Genomic DNA, 21,769 nt, shown 5'->3' with positions numbered 1-21,769 from the left:
CCCCCCCACGGGCTCGCCCCGTGGGAGCGAATGTTTGCCAGCTACCAACAGTGCTGCGCCGCCAAAACCGCCCCCCCACGGGCTCGTCCCGTGGGGGACGTGGGGAGCGGTTAGGGCTGGTTGGGTGTTAGCTGTCAATCTTTCGTTCCCACGGCGGACGAGGCCCCCCACGGGCTCGTCCCGTGGGAGCAAATGTTTGCCAGCTACCTAGGTTGCCTTTGGATCGTGTAGACCCCCACGGGCTTGTCCCGTGAGTGAATCAGTCCTCACCCTACGCACCGCACCCATGTCATACGCACCCACCGTTCCAACATAGTACGTTGGCTCCCAAATCCGCGTTTGATCAAACGCATAGGCCAAGTTGTTCTGAAACGACAATGCAATCGCTTCAGGACTCTGTTCGATCGTGCCTACCAAACAAAGGTGTAAATGATCCGGCATCACGGAAATGGCACCCAAGCGGTACTCCTTCTTTCTCGCAATCGCATGACACCAGCGAAAGATTCGCTCGAAGGCATCAAGCTGCTTGAACCGATACCGCTCGGAAGTGACCAGAACTAAATGCAATCCATACCAATAGCGTCCCCGCTTTACTTCGATCGGCTTATTGACATCCACATCATCGAAACGCTTTGTAAACGGCGCGATGCGATTAGCGAATTGAGGATCGACGAACGGTTCCTTCTCGACTTGCCTTGCGATGTAGTGAAGCACTTGCTCGTTCGTATTTTCGCCGATCGATCGGACGGCGACTTTACGAGAGAATACAACGGGTATCGGTGAGGTGCGAAAATAGTGATCGAGACGCCCTTTGCCACGCTGTGCAACGAACGCTGGGCTGACGCTCGGTTTCGTGCTGAACAACATCTGAATTTGATTTCCGTCGATACGATGACGAAGCAGTCGCATCGCGTCGCGTTTCCAAGCGTCGGAAAGTTCCGCGAGGCCACCGCTGGGAATGGCGGGAAAATCGCCTGACGATGTCCAGCCGGTCCATCCGTAGCGAAGCCGATAGGCGGGTTTGATGTTGCCGGGTAAGTAGAGGGGTTTGAGTGTCATGGGGTATAGGTTACCGAACTTTTGCTTCCCACGGGGCGAGCCCGTGGGGGGCATGGGGCGGTGGTGGTTGTCGTGTGTGTTAGCTGAAAGTCTTTCGTTCCCACGGGGCAAGCCCTTGGGGGACGGTGCAGTGGGTGGTGGTTGTTTTTGTTAGCTGAAAATCGTTCGTTCCCACGGGGCAAGCCCGTGGGGGACGTTGCAGTGAGTGGTGGTTGTTTTTTTAGCTGAAAGTCGTTCGTTCCCACGGGGCGAGCCCGTGGGGGACGGTGCAGTGGGTGGTGGTTGTTTTTTTAGCTGAAAGTCGTTCGTTCCCACGGGGCGAGCCCGTGGGGGACGGTGCAGTGGGTGGTGGTTGTTTTTGTTAGCTGAAAGTCTTTCGTTCCCACGGGGCAAGCCCGTGGGGGACGCTGTAGTGGGTGGTGGTTGTTTTTGTTGGCTGACATTCGTTCGTTCCCACGGGGCGAGCCCGTGGGGGACGTTGTAGTGGGTGGTGGTTGTTTTTGTTAGCTGAAAATCGTTCGTTCCCACGGGGCGAGCCCGTGGGGGACGTTGTAGTGGGTGGTGGTTGTTTTTGTTGGCTGACATTCGTTCGTTCCCACGGGGCGAGCCCGTGGGGGACGTTGCAGTGAGTGGTGGTTGTTTTTGTTAGCTGAAAGTCTTTCGTTCCCACGGGGCGAGCCCGTGGGGGGCATGGGGCGGTGGTGGTTGTTTTTGTTAGCTGAAAGTCTTTCGTTCCCACGGGGCAAGCCCGTGGGGGACGTTGTAGTGGGTGGTGGTTGTTTTTGTTAGCTGAAAATCGTTCGTTCCCACGGGGCGAGCCCGTGGGGGAGGTTGTAGTGGGTGGTGGTTGTTTTTGTTAGCTGACATTCGTTCGTTCCCACGGGGCGAGCCCGTGGGGGACGGCCACCCACGGGCTTGTCCCGTGGGAGCCAATGATTGGCAGCTACCAAGGCTGCCTTCGGAACGTGTAGACCCCCGCGGGCTTGCCCCGTGGGTGAATCAGTCTTTCACCCCCTCCCCAACAAGCATCCCAATCGTCTCCTCCAGCCCCAACGCGTCCTCTTCATCCTCTTGCGACGCATCGTCTTGCCACCAAGGTTCGCCCGTCTCGGTCAAGGCGACTTGATCGAACCCGAGATGTGTCTTGATGGTTTGCGTTGGGATAAGTTCTCGGGGTATTTCATCCTCCGCTGTACGGAAACGTTTTCGCTCCGCCCTCTGCAACACGTCTTGAGCGAGTGTCGCAATCACCTTCTCGCCGACAGGAGCGGGCGTCGTCCCCGGTTCGTTGATGAAGTTGATGACCGCCAGAGCATCGGATGCCGATAACTTGCCGTCATGATTGGTGTCGATGTAATTGAACGTCGCCAACATTTGTGCGGTGATCGGTGCGGATAAATCCGGCAACACTCGGTTACTGAGCAAGTTGATAATGATGATCGCATCGGATGCCGAAACGCCACCACTGCTGTTGACGTCCAAAGGATTCGCGGGGTTCAAGTAGGGGGCCGCGTTCCTGACTTGGAACTTCGCGGTTCCATCGCTGATGATGTGAGTAAACAGTCCGCCGATCAATTGCGGTTTTTCCGGCTTCCAACCCACACCGAAATCAACTTTGTCACCACTGCCTTGCAACAATTCGATAGGCGATCCCGGCGTGCTTTGAACAATTTTGCCAGGTGCGAACGACATGCGATTCGCTCTGGTGCCTCGCATGTCAATCGTATCGAACGACTTGATGGAGTTGTCGGCGAATTTTGAAAGATCCAAATGCGTGCCACCACCGAAGATTTTCAAGACGTTCTTACCGGCTCCGCCGTCGATCGTTGCCGGTTGGCCGTTGGTTTCGATTTCATCGTCCCCAGCTCCTGATTCGATTTGTAGGGCACCGTCGACCTCTTTCGGCGCGACGACGATTTGGTCATTGCCGCCACCGGTCTGAATACGTACGAGTTTGGATATGACGGTGCCACGAAAATCAACCATTGCCGGGGTCGGTGCGTTGGGGTCGGTTTCGACAATCAAGTCAGCTTCTTCGTCCGACCAAATCCCACCATCCACGCCAACCGTCAATGAGCCTGGCGTTCGGATCGTCGATTTAAAAAACGACGATACAAATTCGTCAATTTGGATCGAACCGGTGACGCTCAGATTCAAATCATTTCGGGAGTCGAGGCCCTTGCCGGCGAACGAATCGCCAAACGGCTCCATCACACCGCCGATAATCAGGTCACCTTCGTTGATAATATCGACCGTATCATGATAGGCCTGACCTTCGATCGATCCGACCTTCGTCCGAATCGGTTTGTCCGGAGTGCCGATCGATTGTAGCGCGAACAGCCACGCTTTGCCGGACGACACATTCACCTGGCCATCGGGTAAAGCGTTGAAAATACTCCCGCCCGGTGCCGTAATAAATGCGGTTGCACCATCGGTCGTGACCGTGTTGAGATAAAGGTCGTTGTCTTCAAAAGGAACGCCGTCATCATCCACCCTGGGGTCAATCGTCTCGATGATGTAGGTATTGAGCGCACTGGAGGTCGTCAAACTGAAGTACTGATCTTCCGGCAAATAGGGAGCTGATGTTTTGATATCCAATTCGTTACCGGCGACGCCTATCGATCCATGCTTGGCGACCAGTGAAATGTTCCCCGCATAAATGTCCATAGCGGGATTTCCTGGAATCGCGATGACATCATCCGATGTTGGATCATATGGATTTTCGACATCCACGGCGTCCAGAATAGAGCCATCCGCGACGAGAGAAACGTGAGCGTTCGCACTGTAGATCTGACGCAGGTTAAGGTTTCCGTTTGTTTCCGAAATCTGGATATTGCTTTCGGCGGCTGCGGTGAGTGTTCCTTCCCCAATCAAGTCGATATCAAGGAAATCTGTTTCGGTTCCGATCCTAAATTGTGCAAGCAGATTGATCTCGGTTCCTCGCACATTGGTCTCGTCTGTGCCTAGTGCGTCCAGGATCCCGTCGTAAGAACTTAGGTTAACGAACGATTCCTTCGAGAAAACTTGGTTGACATGCAGGTTTGCTGGGAAAAATGCAAAGTCGACATTTTCTTCAATGATGACAATTTCTTTTTGCGCTCGGGCGATTAAGTAGCCTTCTTCGGAAGAGTCGATGAAAACTGCATCGTCTTCCAAACCGATATTTCCACGCGCGGCCTCTAGGACAATGCGTCCCCCTATCAAGTCGACGATTAAGGCGTCCGTCGTATTGAGCGAACCACCGACTTTGATTTGCAATCGCTCGTTCCCACCCGCCCAGACTCCATCGATTGTCATATCAGTCTCGGAACCGAGGAAGATATGTCGCGTTGACTCTGCACTGACAGTGCCGGATGCGTTGACGTCGATATCTTCACGACGCAGCACGCGAATATGGGTCGCCGAATCGCGGGCAGCCGACTCGGCGATGACGGGAGCCACCAGAATCGGTCGAGGACTATCGTTTTGCAATGAGCGATCGTTAGTTATCAGCCGCATGGTTTGGTTGTCGAGCGACTGGATTTCGAAGAAGACACCGTCGTCGGTCGTATCGCGAGTGTTCGTTTCAAGATGAACAAAGTCGCCGATCACAAAACCGAGCGATGACCAAGTGGATGACGTTTCAGTCAGAATGATCGCGTTATCCTGGATCTCAGCGACGACTTGTGACGGTGCTTGCTTGAGGAAGACAATATCGCCCGGTTCTGCCGCCGCAATCGCTGCTCTCTCTTCGATCGTCAACAAGTTTGGTGAGCCATCCTCGGCAAACCTCTCAATCGTATAACCGTTTTGATATTGTCCGATTCCGTCTGGAACATCCAGGTAGATGTTAACACCAATGATATTCGGTTCTTCGATCACAAACTCCGTATCGGTCACGTTCAAGAACGCTGCCGATTGCAGATTCAATAATTCCTCGACCGTCCAGATCTTGGTCGTATCGTCAATCGCCTTGGTCTCTTCCGCCGTTAGCGTATAGCGGAACTCGGGATCAAAGGCATCGCCAAGTGGTCCCCAATCATCATGCAAATCGTGGTACTGGGCCGATCGATTCGCTTCCAATGTGGTGATGCCGGCGGTCACGAAAGCATTCAGTTCGTCCCCAGCAAGTCCGTTACCTGTTCCTTGCTCTCGCAATTGCTGTTCGTAGAAGGCTCGCTCTTCGGTGACGAGCATGACGCCGAAGTTGGGATCATAAACGGCTGGATCCGCTTGCTGGCTACGGAAATTCCAGTACGCCTGATACGACTGGGTTTGGGTAGCGGCAATCGCTTCGATTCGTTCGTTGCGTTTTTCGTTGGCCCCCAGATCGACGGTCAGTTGAAGGTCGCTCCAGACCATCGCAGCGACATCTTCGATAGCCCGCTCATCGCGAACGGCAACGGTGTTTCCGTCGATCAGCGAACCGCCGTCGAAAGCGTCGAAGGTAATATGCACGTCCCCGCCAGCTTCGATGGTATCGACCGAGATCGCCTCGCTTAATTCAAGCCAAATGTCTCCTGCCGCCTTCGCGTTGAAGTTATTGCCGGGATTTTTGTTAACGTTTAAGAAGTCCGACGCAGCTTGGAACGGATCATTCATGCTGCCGATCGAGCCGGTTTCCGCGACCAAGTTAACGGAGGTGCCAACCACAAAACTGCTGAGAGGACTAAACCGGCCGAACCCATACACGATACTATCTTGGGCGGTCAGTGAGACATTGCCAGCGAAACTGGGGACGCCCGGCGCGCTGACCGCAACGACTTCCACAGGCATGTTTCCTTGGACTTCACGGACTGTGATGTCATCGCTGGTGGTTTGCAGTCCGATGTTGGCTTCCAGTGTTAGCTCGAACCACTTCGCAGTATTCGAGAAGTCTTCGTTGCGTAGGTTGATCGACTCGCGTGTGCCCTTGTACCGATAGACCGACCCTGGTGTCCCGCCAGCGGTATGTCCGGCGGCCACCAACACGTACTGGGTTTCACCCACGGTGGTGGTCGTACCCACCGCACCTCGATCGGAGACAAAGTCAGAGGGCAAGCGATCGGTGATGTTCGTTAACAGGGGTGTGTCGACCGATCCGATTGCGTCCCCCGCCTTGATGCGGATGATCCGGCCACCAACCGTCGCGGTGGGTGACAGTTGGACAACTCCTTTATCACTGGTGATCGACGTTTGCCCGCTCACATTGCCAATTGATCCGGAGACAAAAACCGTGCCGCCCGAGTGGATCGAGATCGCCCCTTCGTTTTGGCCGAGGAACTTGATGTCGACCGGGCGATCCGCATCGACTGAATGAGTGGCAATGAAACGTGTGCCTGTCTCGCGGATCTCCGTCGTCTCGTAAGTTGCCGGGACCAAACAACCGATTGCAGTCGGGATGCTGCAAAGATACCGGTTGCCTCCGGACGTGGTTTTGTCATTGAGATCCACTAGGCTGGAGTTGAAGTCATAGTCACCGATGGCGGCATTCGTATCGGTATAGAAGTAGGCACCCGATTCGAGCAGGCGAGGACTCGAAGCGGAATCTGTATGCTGACTAAAGATGTTGGTCGGCACCTTGATTCCCAAAAGGTTTGTGGAACGATAGATGGTCTCTGTCCGAGTGGCCAAGTCCTGGGCGACCGACCAACCATATCGCAACCCATCTTTGGGCTTGTACTGGAATGTGAAGGCGCGAGGCCGAGTGTCGGTGCCTTCGGGCGTCTGTGCATAGACGTTGTTGCCTTCGACTTGATAGATCGAAACGCCTGGATTGGTTTCCGAGCCCTTATTGAAATCTTTGATGATCACGACTCCGTCGCCTCGCTCGGAAACATCCAGACGTTTTAGCTCGATGTCGTGATCGGTTTGATTGTCAATGTTGATCCTTGAATAGCCACCCAACACTCGCAACTCGCCATTGTGCGTGTTGGAAATACTGCCGGTCAGATCGATATAGCCGCCGCCCGAACGGACTTCTTGGACAAGAATCCGATCGTTGCCGAAGTCGTATTGTAGGATGAAGTTGCCATCGGAAACACTTGTCAGATCTCGAATCTCGCTCCCAGACGAACTGCGGAGCGATTCAATTTCGACGTTGGTTGCATCGCCAATCACAAGGTTGTACTCATCGTTGCCGCTTTGCATCACACCATTGAGGTTGATATATTGTGCGGTGACAAAAATTCGATTCCCGAAGATATTGACCTGGTCGGGGCTTTGATTCAGATAGTCCTGTAGCGAGGCTTCTGTGGGCGGAAACATTCCCGAGCCTGGTCCGAGTGGTTGGCCGTCGACGCCAAGCCCATCTCGAGACAGTTTATTCCAATTCTTGTAAGCTTCTCCGCCAGTGCTGTAGGGTGCGGAGTTGTTGTCACCGGCATTGAAGGATGCCGCCCCTTGCGTGCCAGCGAAGATGCGAGGTGTGCTGGCCAGGATTGTGCCATTGACCAAGATGTTGCCGGCACCCGCTTGGAAGTTGCGCAGCGTCACGTCGCCACCAAGATTCTTGATCGCGCCACCCGAATTGAGTGAGATGTTGGGCCAAGTCAAATCGAGACTGCCGTTATTGGTTAGGCTCGGCGAAGTCACATCGGCTACATTGTCAACCAAAATAAGCGGTACAGCTGAAGCAACGGCCGTGACGTTTTTGGAGTTAAGAAAGACGCCTCCGGTTTGATCAGGGATTTCAATACCTGACAACTCCAGCGACACGAACGAGCGGTTGATGATCTCGACACTGGCATCGCCCGGTGCGTCAAGGGTCCCGCTGCCAAGACGCTCGTCGGCAACGATGTCGATCGAGCCCGCTTGAGCAATGACCGGATCGATGACCAACGTCAATGTTTCTCGGGACACGGGCACTTCGGTCCCTGTGGATGTATCCAGCAAGCCTTGTGCCGCGAGCTTGTCATTGATCCGAGTGATTTCGTTGTTGTAAAACGCAACCAATTCTGGATTTGCACTCGTACCATTGGTTGAGTACAGACCAAGGTTTCGATAGGCCTCTGCGAGCGCAATATCCAGCGATGAGGTAACTGGAGTCAGTTTCTTGGTAAAGCCAATGCCGTCGGTCGAACGTCCGGCCAATACGACGGTATAGAGATCGGGAGAGTCGGGCGTATCGGCAGGAACATTGGCCCGGGTGACCGATTGGATCTCCAGCACTTGATTTCGCTTGATACCCGTTCGCACCGTCCCCTCGATGGTCACGATGCCGCTGGCGCTACTGATCGCATTGCCCTTGAATTGTTCAATACCACCGGCAGCAAACAATCCATCAACCCCATTTGTCTTGTCGACGGGGGCGTTGTAATCGTTGACCGCTTTGACTTGTGCGATCACTTCATTATCGCCAAAACGCTCGGCGTGCAAGCGGATATTCCCAGCCGATTGGACGACCGCGCCGCTGGAAACCGTGACTTGGTTGTCTTGGATCAAATCGGCATTGGCGTAGGTGGTGTCGAGCGGAATCAGGCTACCGGCGAACGTGTCGACTCGTGAATGGATCGTGTAGAGATCGCGATTGGATGCCGTGTCGGTGCCGGACGACAGATGGATATCTCGATCCGCCGTCAAGTTAGCTCCCGCAGCAACCATGACAGTATTGGTCGGCATTACGCTGATCGTTGAACCGCCCCTCACTTCGGTGACCGCACCATAGGTTTCCGCATTGGCTTGTATCGTTACCACGCCTTGGCCTCGCGCGGATGCGGTGATCGTCCCCGTGGATGACAGCTTCGCATTCGCCCCAATTGCCACTTCCGCTTCATCGACCAAGGTGCGAATCGAGGCATTGTTGCTTCCGCCTGCGGCGAGTCCGCCACTGCGTAGTGTGAGTTGATCCGTCACATTGATGACGTTCAGGGCGGTCATGTCCAAGTGAGCTGATACCGAATCACCGACCGTCACGATGGCACCGTCACCAATGTCGATGAGCGTCGTCAGTGACAGGTTGGTGTTGCTGACGACTCCGACGCCTGCGAACAATCCACCGGTGGTGGCGTCGACGTTGCCGGCCTTCCCCAGGTCCGCTTTGCTAATCTCGTTTCGTGCCGTTGCCTCCATTGACCCCGCCGTGACCTTCGCCCGATCACCGACTCGCGAAACAACATGACTGACGACTTCGTTAAACAGTTCACCACCGCTGCCGGATAACAAACCACCTGCTGCAGCGGTCAACCTTGAATTGACGACTGCGACGTGCTTGGCGGGAGTTCTCAACAAGCCAATGACATTGACTTGGGCATCATCGGCAATTTCCGACAGCACATTGCTGAAGCTGTTGGTAATGGGCAGCGCCACCGCACCACTGATGGCACCGCCTGCTCCCGATGTCGTGTTGGCGATGTTTTGGTCTCGCCCGGTGGCTTGTAGCGTTAAACTGCCTGCGTTGACCTGAGCACCGGAATGGATTCGTGCGATCGTGGAAACATCGCTTTTCGCTCCGGCCCGAGTGATTCCCGCGGCAATCAAGCCAATGGCGAGGCTACTTGAATCCGAATCCTGGTTCGTAAAATTCTTTGCGGTGATTGTCATGTCGCCAATCGCGTTGACCACCGAATTGGCTGCGATCACGGCGTTGACGTTCGTCAGATTGGTCGCCGAGGTGACCGTCGCATCGACGCCAATCAACAGACCGCCCGCGGAACCTTGTGCAAAGGCTCGCGACGGAGCTTCTTGTTCATTGGTCGCGGACATGACCAGCCGGTCAACGTTCACGACTCTGCCGGCGCTCTCCAACAGTGCGTTGGCCGATCCACCTAGATTGACTCTGGCGATGGAAACACCGATCGCTGCCCCCGTGCTGACGGACAAACCGGCCGCGTCGGCAGTCGCCAGTGGATTGTTTTTTGCATTGAGCCCCAGCGTCCCGGCGTTGATACTGCTACCGGTAATCGCAACGTCGACATCCGGAGTGATGGTGCTGATCGCGGAGGAGCCGTTGGCGGCTAGTCCGATCACGCCAATGCTTCTCGTTGTGCTGGCGGTTTGAATGTCCGACGTTGCAGTATTGGTTGCGTCAACACTCAGTTCACCGTAGGTGGTCACACGACTGTCGGCAATTTCGGAACTGACAATCGATGCAATCGTGCCTGAGGCGATTGCACCGCCGCCGGCGAGCGACAAACCGATGCTGGTGGACGCGGACGCAGCGGTCGCGGTCGCATTGGCATTGACGTTCTCGGTTGTGAGCACCCTGACGGATCCTTCTGCCAAGACCGTGGATCGGCGAATGGCGGATTGCACTTTATTTTCAATGTTCGCCGTGGTACCGGAAACCGCGACCGTAACCGCCCCCGAAAATGCGCCAAGTGCAACCGCCAATGATGCTGCAGTGACAGTCGTCGTGATCGTGCTACTGTCCTCGGTTAGCAGAGTCAATTCGGCAGCCTTTATCCCGCTGCCAGTGGAGTCTTGGATGACCGAAGCAATTTCCATCGCCACGTCATTGCTTGAGGAAACCCCTGCCCCCGCGATCGCGACAGCGTTCGCACCACCCGCGGCGGCGACACTGAATGCGGAAACATCCGATGTAATCGAACCGGTCGAGTTGGCACGAACGTCCATCGTGGCACCCGAAGTCACCGAGGACTCGTTGATATACGCCTTGACCTGGGCCGCACTCGGAGCGCCGATCGCGGTTGGATCGTCGCTGAACGTGTCGGCATCGCCAATGCGATTTTCAGCGTACGAGAAACCGAACGCGGCACCAACGCCTGTGGTGCCAGCACCGATGGCGGCCGCGGCTGCGACAATCTTTGATTCGATCGTGGCGTTGTCTTTCGCGAGGACAGACACGTTTCCGCCGACCGTCACATCGCTGCCGTCAATCTTGGCGATCGTCTTGTTGCTAATCTTATTGACCGCTCCCGCTCCCGCACCACTGACGCCGACGCCATTGGTTCCGAATCCCGCAGCAACCGACGCGGCGACTGCGGTCGATGTGATCGAAGCACTTTGGTTGGCAAGCACATCGAATCCAAAGAAACCGTCGATTGTCACCGTTGAATCGACAACCGACGCAGTTGCTTGGATGCCAATATCGTTAAATGCGATCGAGATGCCGACGGCCAAGCCAACGCCGGTGCTACCGGAGACAGCGACACCAATCGCGGCACCCACTGCCGTGGACACGATCGACGAAGTATCGAGGGCTTGGACCGATACTCCTCCGCCGCTCAATACATTGACGGTACTATCGGAGATCGATGCGAGGATTTGGTTGTTGATTGCATTATTTGCGCCGCTGCCGGCACCGCTCAGTGCGACGCTGACTCCGCCGCCCACTGCGCCGGCTGCCGACGCTGCGACGGACACCGCCCTGATCTTCGCTCCCGAAGAATGAGCGATGACATCGACTTGTCCCTTGGTATCGATATTGGAGCCATCGATCTTGGCTTCGATGGTGTTGCCGATTTCGTTGAGCGCGACACTGATCCCCACCGCGCCTGCGATACTGTTGCCACTACCCCCGCTAATTCCGATACCAAAGCCACCTGCATCTGCATCGATATCGCTCATGTCGGTGGCATGAACATCAATCTTTCCAGCGGCGGTGGTGACGTTACCGTTGTTGACGATTCCAGCGGACATTGTCTTTCCGATATCATTGATTGCGACTGCACCGGCACCGCCAAACGATCCGGCACTGCCGGGTCCCGTCTTTACCGAAACGCCGCCTGCGATCGACAACGCTTTGGCGATCGACGTTGACATGACCTCCACATCGATATTGCCTGCCAAAACGTTGATCACCGAATCATTGATGGTAGCGGTGTTGTTACCGCTGATATCGTTTAAGGCGAACGAGACGCCGAACGAGATCGCGGCACGGCTACTCTCGGCGGTGGACAGTGCGATCCCAAAGCCGCCCGCGTCCGCTGAGACGGATGATTTGTCATCTGTCTTGACGTTGATGCCCCGACCGCCAGTCGTTTCGACGTCGCTGTCTTTGATAAACGCCGCCAAGTTCTGCACGACCGTATTGATCCCTACCGCGCCGGCACCGGCAAGGTTCAACTTGCCATTTCCGGTCGCTTCGGTCTGGATCCCAAACGATGCTCCGATGATGACCGATTGAATTTCGACCATCGAGTCGGCTTTCACATTCGCGTCGAGCGAACGGACTTTTTGGTGGTCGATGTAAGCCGACACATTGGTCGTTACATTGTTGATCGCCACGGGGATTGTTAAGGCAATCGGACCGATCTTTTTCGCGTTCGCGTTGGTGGTTGCGCCACCCGCGGCGCCGCTGGCCGGGGTGTTACCAAACCCCTGTACCGCACCCGCCATCACCAATGCAAACAAATCGCCGTCGGCCTTGGCAGTCACATCGACCGCACCGCTGATGTTTAGCGTCACATCGAGGCGAGTGACCGCATCGGCAATCGTCGAAGCCCGACCGACGTAGGCGGCAACGTCTTGGTCGATCAAATTGACACCGACCGATGCCCCGATGCCCGTTTGTTTGCCCTTCAAGATCGCACCAGCAATGGCGATCCGATTCAGCGTGTCGGTCGCAGCGACGTTGAGTGAACCAGCCGTGATAATGGCACCGTCGGCGATGAAAGCGTGCGTTTTGTTGTCGATATCCGCAGCCACAATCGATGCCGAGAAGCCAAAACTGGTCGACGCAGCACCCGTTTGAACGACGGCCAAGTTGTCATAGTCGCTGGTCGCTTTGACCGTGACGGCACCATCCGCGATGACTTTCGCGCCGCTGCCAATCGAGGCAATCGTTTCGTTATCGGCCAAAGTCAATAGTAGCACACCGCCCGCCGCGTTCTTGCCGCTAACGCCAAAGGGGTTGGCGAGTTGCTTGAGGAACGTCGTAGGGCTTCCTTCGGAGCCGATCAGTGCTTCGGCAAAGCCCTTGATGTCCAAGTTGTACGAAGCCATCTGGCCGACTTCAATTTGAACTCCCGTCAAATCCGCCAACACGGAAACCGAGGGGTCATTTGTACTCAAGTCGACGTTTTGATTCACTAGCGCATTGTCGTCGATCGTCGCACGGATACGGTTCGTGAAATCGGTAACGCCGATGCCACCGGCGAGTACAAATTTGTCACCGGACGATCCCGCGACTGTCGCGATTTGGACATTGAACAACTGGGACAATCCCATCTTGCCATCAAGCATCGATCCAATGCCGTTCAAGCCGCCGCTGGAAAGAATTTCTAAGGGGTTGATCGCGGAGGTCACCGATTCAACGAGCATCGGATAATCGACGTTTGCCTTGACGATCGTTTGGTCGTTCGCATCGGTGGTCGCACCGGAAAGAATCGTCGCGTCCGAGTCGTTGTCATAGATGCCCACGCCGATGGCCAACGAGATTTCAGTGTCACCGTCTTCTTGAGGATCCTTGCCGGCTTCATTATCATCAACACCGCGGCGTGTGGCGGACGATGTTGATGTGAGTTTTGTTTTCTGCTCGATCTTTCCATCCACGATCAAATCGGCGGCCGATGTCACCACGGCTGTGGGCATGATGCGAGCGTACACGTCATGGTTGAAAGACATGACGGCGGTAGAGCTAGCCAAATCGACCGTTTCTCGTGTACTCGCACTACTGCCCGTTTGTTCCTGTCCCTTGTCAACCGAGTTATTGTTGACCCCCGTCCGCATTCCATTGATTAGAGCATAGCCGCCGGTAGCGATTCGATCGACTTGGCCACTGGCCGCACCGATCGCCACCTCGGCCCACGGCTGTTCAGCGTCGCTAAGTGTCACACCGGCTTCCGCCCCATTAAAGGCGATTAGCGATGCATTCATAATGACCCCTTGGTTGGCATCCCCGCGTGAAAACGCGTGCCCCGTTCCCGAATTGGCATTCAAGTCTTGGATGCTAGCCGCGGTCGCAGCGAACAATGATGTGGTCAAACGAATTTGATTCGGAGCACCAGGATCGATCACAACGCGGTAACCGTACTGGTTTTCCAAACCATCGATTGGTGCATCGGGCAGCGATACGGTGCCCAGTGTTTCGATGGAAGTATTGCCCGTGCCAAAGTTTTTGATGTCACGCAAAATGGTTCGGGTCGGATCGGTGCCGTAGAACACCAAATCGCCGGTTTCCAATCCATGACCAGCGGGAAGGGTGATCGTTTCCCGGTCATTGTTCACATCGGTGTTGGGCGAGAACGATTGCAGCGACTCGGTGAAATAGAAGCCATGTGTACTTGTTTCGGGAGCGACAAAGTCGATCGGTGTGGTCGTGCCGGGAAGTTGTAACTTGACTTTGCCCGCGACTCGCACCACGTCGTAGGCTTGATTTTGAATCAAACCCGCAATCGCGGTCGCGTCTTCGTTCACTTCGATGTCAGGCCCCAAGTAAACGATCTGGGTGACCGAGGCTGGCAGTGTGGCAAGGTTGATCAAACCGTCGCCTGAACCGGCTTCACGACTGACATCGGCTTGATTGAATTTGATGATTGCGATTTTTTTCAGCGTATGCGTACTATCGTTGGGAACTTGGCGGCTATCCAAGTCGATACTCTCTGCCGCCACCAAACGAACCGTTTGGGAAACATTGCCCGCCGTCGAGGCGACGGGTGCCGTCACGTCATGAACGATGTATTCTTTACCGTCGATGAGGCCAAGATCGCCGCTGCCGGCACTAAACTCGATCCTCTCGCCCACCTTGATCGGCAAACTCGCAGGGACCGCATTAAAAGTGATTCGGTCATTGGCCGCATCGACGTTGGCTGCCGTCACCGACAAACGACTGCCGTCGCCAGTCGCTCCGCTAGTGATTGTGCCATGGACTTCGGAGATGATGTCAGCGAAGTCGACTCCGACGCTCAGTGACAACCCACCGGTGCCATCTTGGAACACCGAGGTGGTTGCTTTGACATTATTTTCAACGTTTCCTTTGGCATCCAAATTGACCGTGTCACCTGCAACGATGCTGGCACCGGAAGCGAGGTTGATCCTTGACGTTTCGCCGGTCAACGCGCCAGCGATATTGAACGCACCTTCGACCGACTTGCTCGATGAACGACCATTCGCATCCGCTCGTGCAACGACCTTAGCTTTACTGGTCGCGTTGGTCGTCACGTCGACTCGGCCAGCGGCGATGATGTTTGTCGTTCCTTCCAGTCCCACCGTCGCGGTCGAATCGGATGTGCTCATCGCGATCGAGACTAGAATCTTTGATCCACCACTACCCGTTCCATTGATCGCTACCGCATTGATCGACGCATCGGCCGCCGCGGTGGCACCAATCGTCACCGACGTACTGCTGTTGATGGTGGAATTCAACAGCCCAATTTCGGCAGTCGCAAAATGAACTTTGACCTGACCCGATATTGGCGAGTTCATACTCAGCCCGATTTGCGGGATCGCATTCAATTGATCTGTCAACTGAGTGCCCACGTTGTCTTTGAAGGCACCGACATCATCCCAGCGAGTCGAAGTGATACCGTCGGCCTTCAACGTCACATCACGTCCTCGGATCGTTGCGCCCGACAAATCAATTCTGGCAGCGCGAGTCATGGCGTCGACTACGGTAATCAGATCACGGAACTCGCCCGCCAGATCGTCAGGCCGATCGGAAGCGGTCAGCGCCACCGTTCCATCACTCAGCCCACCAGCGGCCGATCTCGTATCAATCGTCGAACCAGGCCCGATCATGATTTGGAGAGCGGTTAGGTTCACATCGCCCGCATCGCCGCCCAACGCTGTGTCATCCGTCGTGATCGTACCGCTCGATAACTCGATTCGGCCCGCTTGAACCGTTAGCGAATTGCCGTCAAGGTTGACCGCGGAATCGACGATCAATGATGCCGCCGCGATCGTTATTTGATCGTTGTCGATATCGTCGGCAGCGACCGACAGGATGACATCGGTGTTATTGGCTGCGTTGACCACTTGGATATGGTTGCCGCTACGTTGAAGTTCAACATTTCGCAGCGGTTCGTTAACGATAAACGCCGCCAACATTTGCCGAGCTTCAAGTTGTTCGAGTGAAAACCGGCGGCGATTGGCGTGGCTCCTACGAGTGGATCGTGAACGACGGGGTTTCGCTTCAGGGCTTGAAATACGCATTCGGCTTCTATCGGATAGGGATGAACGGCTTGGTGGTGGACTAACTAGGTAGCGTGGTGTTCCTCGAATCGAGAGCATCCCCTCGCTCCGGTGCTCCGCGACCCCGCAATTCGGTTGGGTGGACGCCGTCACGAGCATAGCACAAATCTTTGGGCATTTCGTAGGAAACAAAAAAAATGAGCACTTCGAGCGTTCACCGACTTCGCAACCGGTTTTCGCTCTGGCGGACGAAAACGGCCGTGATTCGAAGCATCGAAAGGGCCCGTCCAACTAAATTGGACTTGTTTTTAATCGACTGCCGCCCGCCCCATAGTGAACGTGTGCGCATTGTTGGGATTAGATAACAAACGTTGACTCGGTTTGTTGGCGGGTCTTCGTCGCAAGAACTCAGTGACCCAGCCTACTTGTCGGCTAGTCTGCTGGTGAACCAAGGGTAGATAGCGGGAATGACCACACAGGTCAACAAAGTACTGGTGATCAGTCCTCCAATCACGACGGTCGCTAACGGTCGCTGCAATTCTGCTCCGTCGCTGGTCGATAATGCCATCGGAAGAAAACCTAGGCTAGCGACGAACGCGGTCATTAGGATGGGGCGAAGTCGGGCGTCGGCTGCTTTCAATGCGGCTTCCCGCCTGCTGCTGCCTTGGATCCGACGCTGTTCTGCATCACTGACCCAGACCAACCCGTTGAGGACGGCGACGCCGAACAGGGCGATGAAACCGACCCCCGCCGCGATACTAAACGGCATCTCACGTAGCATTAGCGAGAACACGCCTCCACTAGCCGCAATCGGCACGCATAGAAAGATTAACGCGGCCAAAGATGCGGAACCAAACGTTGTGTAGAGCAACAAAAAGATGACGATCAAGACAATCGGGGTGATGATCATTAACCGCCTGGATGCGGATTGTAGATTCTCAAAATCACCGCCCCAGCGGATTTCGTAATTCGCGGGTAAGCGTATCGACTCGGCTACGGCTGCTTTCGCATCAGCGACGAAGGTGGCCACGTCGCGTCCTCGCACGTTGGCGGAGACGTAGGTGCGACGCTGTCCATTTTCATGCTCGACCGTTGGTGGGGTTTGCTCTAACTGTATCGTGGCTAATTCGTATAGCGGGACTGGTTTGCCACCAGCACGAGCGACCGGCAACTGTTGTAGTTTCTCGACATCGTCACGCCATGGCTCCGGTAAGCGGACGCGAATCGGAAAACGGGCTCGGCCATCTAAGACTTCGCCAACCGGACGGCCACCGAGGGCCGCAACGACGTCCATCACTTGCTGCGCATCGATTCCGTAGCGTGCCAGTGCATCGCGATCGGGCACAATGGTCAAGGTTGCCAGTGTCGATTGAATGTCCGCTTTTACATCCGCCGATCCATCGATACCTTTGAGTGTTCGCTCGATTTGTTTCGCAAGTTTGGTGAGGATTTCCAGATCGTCTCCGTAAACTAAAACCGCCACATCCGCCTTCACGCCTGCGACCAACTCATCGACTCGCATTTCGATTGGTTGAGTGAACCCGAAGGCAACGCCAGCAACCCGATCACTGAGCACGGTTTCCATCTCGGCAATCAGCTCCTCGCGTGACTTTTTTTGCGGCCAAGACGACGGAGGGTTCAACATGACCCAAACGTCACTTTGGTGAACGCCCATGACATCGTTGGCGATTTCTGGTCGTCCCGTCTTGGTGAAAACCGTTTTGATCTCTGGCATCGCGACGAGCAGCGATTCGACTTGTTGTGCCATCGCTTCCGCACCTTCTAAGGATGCGCTGGGAAGCCGTACCGCTTCGACGAGCAGGTCCCCCTCATTGAGCCTCGGCATGAACTCGGCTCCCAGATTCCGAGCGACCGGAACACTGACGGCAAACACGCTGGCCGCACAGACCAGCGTGATGACTGGTGATTTCACCGCAACACCTACGATCGGCAGGTAAACTTTCTTGATCATTCGAATTGGCCACAAGTCCTTGTCGTGCGGTTTTTTGGGCAGCGACAAAGATGCCAATGCGGGCATCAACGTCATCGACAAAATGAAAGAACCAAGCAGCGCGAACAGAACCGTCAATGCCATCGGCCGAAACATTTTTCCTTCGGTGCCTTCGAGCAAGAGCACTGGAATATAAACAACCGAGATAATCATCTCACCAAACATCGTCGGGCCGCGTACTTCAATCGAAGCATCACGGATGATCGCCAAACGACTTTTGCCTTCGTTGTTCTGGGCCAGTCGGCGGACACAATTTTCGACCATGATGACGGATGAGTCGACGATCAAACCAAAATCGATCGCCCCGAGACTCATCAAACTGGCGGAGATTCCGAAGATCAGCATCATGTTCGACGCGAACAACATCGACAGCGGAATCGCTAACGCAACGATCATTCCGGCGCGAAGGCTGCCAAGCGTGATCAATAACACGATCGCTACGAGTGCTCCACCTTCGAGCAAATTCTTCTGGACGGTTTGGAGTGTTCGATCGATCAAAGCTTCGCGGTCATAGATGACATCGATCAATACGTCGCTGGGCAGTGTTGTTTGCACTTCATCGATTCGTTCTTTCACTCGCGCGACGACGTCTCGCGAATTTTCACCGATTCGCATCATCACCATGCCTGTGACGGCTTCACCGCGTCCGTCTCGGCTAACGGCTCCTTGTCGGGGCATCGCAGCGATCGCGACTTCAGCGATATCCGATAGCAGTAGTGGTGATCCATTCTCGCTGCGACGAATCACGATGTTTTTCAAGTCATCGACGCCGCTGAGCAAGGCTTGACCACGAATAAACCGCTGTTCCTCGTGATGGATCACGTACCCCCCGCCCGCGTTAGCATTGGCCGCTTCGATCCGCGAGTATAAGTCTTCGAGCGTTAGGCCTTGAGCATCCAACTCGTTTGGATCGGGGCGAACTTCGAACGTTTTATAAAATCCGCCCATCACGTTAATCTCGGTAACGCCATCCACACCCCGCAATTTGGGCGCGATATCCCATTCGAGCAGTGTGCGAAGTTCCATCGGCGAAGTCGAATCGCTACGGACTTCGAACTGCAATATCTCGCCTAGTGCGGTGGTCATCGGGCCAAGTTCAGGCGGTCCATAACCCGCCGGTAAACTGGCCGCCGCAGCCGACAATCTTTGGTCCACTTGCTGGGTGGCGAAGTACACGTCGGTGCCTTCGGTAAAGACGATCGTGATCACGGACAATCCAAACTTCGAGATGCTGCGAACTTCTTCAACATTGGGAAGTCCCCCCATCGTCCATTCGATCGGATAGGTGACTTGACGCTCGACCTCGACTGGCGGCAAGGATCCAGCCGATGTGATGACGGTGACTTGCGTGTTCGTCAAATCGGGAACCGCATCAAGCGGTAGTTCCAACGCACTGCGTACGCCAAATGCTGCCATGAACAGCGTTGCGATGATGATGAGCAGCCGATGCTTCAAGGAGAACTCAATTAGTTTTTGTAACATCGGTTTATTCCTCCCCTTCGAGAAGCAGTTCGCTCTTCAGGATGAAGGCACCGGCGACCACGATCGATTCGTCTTCGGTCAACCCGCTGCGGATTTCAACCATGGCACTCGATCGCTCGCCGACGTCGACCGCAACCGCCCTATATCCGCCATCGACTTGGACGAAAACGCTGTCTTGTCCTTCAATGTCGACAACGGCAGATTCCGGAATGGCGATGACATCTTCGAGTGTTTGCGTCGGAACGGTCATGCGAGCAAACATGCCGGGGCGGAACTTGCCAGCGGAATTATCGATTTGGGCGACCAACGGAATCGAGCCGCTCGATGGGTCAACGTTGCGCCCCCAAAATACGACGATTGCAGATTGCGGCGGTGAGACGAGTGAGGAAGTATTGAACGCAGGGGTTGAGACAAAGACGGTGTCACCAGTAGCCACATCAATCGCACCCCAATCGTTGCCGCGAATGTCGGCTTCCACCCACAGGATTCTCGTGTCGGCGATCACAAATAACTCATCTTGCGTCGCCACTCGCTCGGTCGCTGAGTGGACGCGGCGTTCGACGGTTCCGGCTAGCGGTGAGCAAATCGTGAATCGTGAAACGTTCGGGTCGTTTGGGGAGACGTCCAAATCCTCGGTTGATTCGACGGTGCTTCCGAGTAACGTGTTGAGTGTTTGTTTGGCAATCCGAAGTTCTCGGTCGCAAGCATCAAGTTTCGATTGTGCTTGAGCTAGCGATTGTTGTGTTTGGAACAACGACTGTTGAATCGTCGATTCGAGTACCGCTTGCTTCTGTTGCTGGTCGCTTCGGCGTTCGAGAACCAGTCGACCACTGATTGCTCCCTGATCGCCAGCGCGTCCGATCGATTCGACGATATCGCTGGCCAATCTCGCTTGGCTATAGGCGCTTCGTAGTTTTCCGCCGAAGTCGCCAAGCGTTTCGTCTTTCAAACTCCGTTCGATGGTTTCCATTGAGGCGCCGCTACGGATTAGTTTCACTAGTTTGGCGACACCTTCATGAACGTCAGCTTCCCAGCGAAACGCTTTTTCAGCGATCCTCCGGTTCGCCTGGTTCGTCAAGACTTGATTGCGTGCCCTCCCAATGGTAGGGCTTCGGAGTATCGCCACCGCTTGTCCTTCCTCGACTCGGTCCCCTGGTTGGACCCGTACTGATTCGATCACGCCTTCGGTTGGCGTTCGCAGGGAGACATGTCGGGTGTCGTCGTAGGCGAATCTTGCTGGCAAAATCCGAGCTAATTGCAAGGATTTCCGAGAGACTGGTTGGACCTTCATTCCTGCAGCCGATTGCATCGTAGCGTTCAATCGAATGACCTGTCGCGAGGCAATCGGTGAAGGCGCTTTGCCGAGATTGGCTGCGGACGTAGGCTCGGCAGTCTGCGGTTCGTTCGTTTCGCTGCGTGTAAGGTTGGCAGCATACCAACCGGCAGCAATCACTGCCGAGAGCGCAATGCATACGCCCCAAGTGGTTTTTGATTTCATAGTGTCTTGATAAAGTAAGGTTCCTGTCGATGCTCGAATACCTAGGCGGCGACGAGCTAAACAAATGACCGGAACCTGATTTAGCAGATCATGACACAAGAGAATGCGCAGCGTTGAATGTGCAACGCATCAAAGGCATCGCGGAGACGTGGATCCGATGTCGAGACTTGGCAAGTGCTCCATTGATTGCAAGAACTTGCTAGTGCGACCAACGTCCATGTGAGCGATGAAATTTCGCATGTCGATCCGATTTCAAGATGTCTGATGCCCGAGCAGACAAAGTCGGGGTGCTCGACTGGCAACTTGTCTTGATGAGAATCTTCACCGCGGAAAGGTTGCGGCAGTACGAAGTGCCAATGAGGATCGTCAATCGCTAATTGCTCGCACGACAAACCATTATGCTGGCTAGCCAAGTGATCCGAAAGCGATTGAGGCGTCCGAACCTCATCATGCTGGTGCATGACAGGCACGGGCAATGGCAGCAGAACAATGCAGAGTATCCACGCAAACATCGAACGGCTTATCACCGCCTGATGAATCGTGTATAGCATGTTGTTATCTTGCTGCATTGGGTCGGATGTCTCGTCGAGCCACCGTTAAGCCATCGTTAAGCCATCGTTAAGCCATCGTTAAGCCATCGTTAAGCCGCGATCGTGTTTCCCGCGTTCTATCAAAAAACCGCGGCCTGATAGGCTCGCGGTTTAACGATGGAGGTTCTAATCTCAAATGGA

5 protein-coding genes are annotated in these 21,769 nt (G+C 55.1%); all 5 read right to left on the bottom strand.

From position 1 onward, the window contains the following. Nucleotides 1–207 precede the first annotated feature (207 nt). The 5 genes from Q31b_RS07985 to Q31b_RS07965 all read right to left on the bottom strand — a co-directional run bounded on the left by Q31b_RS07985 (nucleotide 208) and on the right by Q31b_RS07965 (nucleotide 21,589). On the bottom strand, nucleotides 208–1,059 hold the full coding sequence (locus Q31b_RS07985) for a transposase (protein ID WP_197171143.1): 852 nt from the start codon (nucleotides 1,057–1,059) through the stop codon (nucleotides 208–210). 999 nt (nucleotides 1,060–2,058) lie between these two features. Continuing rightward, nucleotides 2,059–16,068: a dockerin type I domain-containing protein gene (locus tag Q31b_RS07980; RefSeq protein WP_197171141.1), complete on the bottom strand. Its 14,010-nt coding sequence runs from the start codon at nucleotides 16,066–16,068 to the stop codon at nucleotides 2,059–2,061. A 400-nt stretch (nucleotides 16,069–16,468) separates the two neighbouring features. Next, on the bottom strand, nucleotides 16,469–19,540 hold the full coding sequence (locus tag Q31b_RS07975) for an efflux RND transporter permease subunit (RefSeq protein WP_146599141.1): 3,072 nt from the start codon (nucleotides 19,538–19,540) through the stop codon (nucleotides 16,469–16,471). 4 nt (nucleotides 19,541–19,544) lie between these two features. Then, entirely contained in the window at nucleotides 19,545–21,038 is a 1,494-nt protein-coding gene (locus Q31b_RS07970; RefSeq protein ID WP_231617392.1) for an efflux RND transporter periplasmic adaptor subunit, read from the bottom strand. A gap of 80 nt (nucleotides 21,039–21,118) precedes the next feature. Then, nucleotides 21,119–21,589: a hypothetical protein gene (locus Q31b_RS07965; RefSeq protein ID WP_146599140.1), complete on the bottom strand. Its 471-nt coding sequence runs from the start codon at nucleotides 21,587–21,589 to the stop codon at nucleotides 21,119–21,121. Nucleotides 21,590–21,769: the final 180 nt, after the last annotated feature.

It is taken from the genome of Novipirellula aureliae (assembly GCF_007860185.1).
GTDB lineage: Bacteria > Planctomycetota > Planctomycetia > Pirellulales > Pirellulaceae > Novipirellula_A > Novipirellula_A aureliae.
This window is presented reverse-complemented; position numbering and strand designations above follow the sequence as displayed.

Excerpts from the sequence above, each read along its gene's own strand:
- Q31b_RS07970 (WP_231617392.1), bottom strand. The coding sequence starts at position 21,038 with ATGAAATCAAAAACCACTTGGGGCGTATGCATTGCGCTCTCGGCAGTG.
- Q31b_RS07985 (WP_197171143.1), bottom strand. The coding sequence starts at position 1,059 with ATGACACTCAAACCCCTCTACTTACCCGGCAACATCAAACCCGCCTAT.
- Q31b_RS07975 (WP_146599141.1), bottom strand. The coding sequence starts at position 19,540 with ATGTTACAAAAACTAATTGAGTTCTCCTTGAAGCATCGGCTGCTCATC.
- Q31b_RS07965 (WP_146599140.1), bottom strand. The coding sequence starts at position 21,589 with ATGCTATACACGATTCATCAGGCGGTGATAAGCCGTTCGATGTTTGCG.
- Q31b_RS07980 (WP_197171141.1), bottom strand. The coding sequence starts at position 16,068 with ATGCGTATTTCAAGCCCTGAAGCGAAACCCCGTCGTTCACGATCCACT.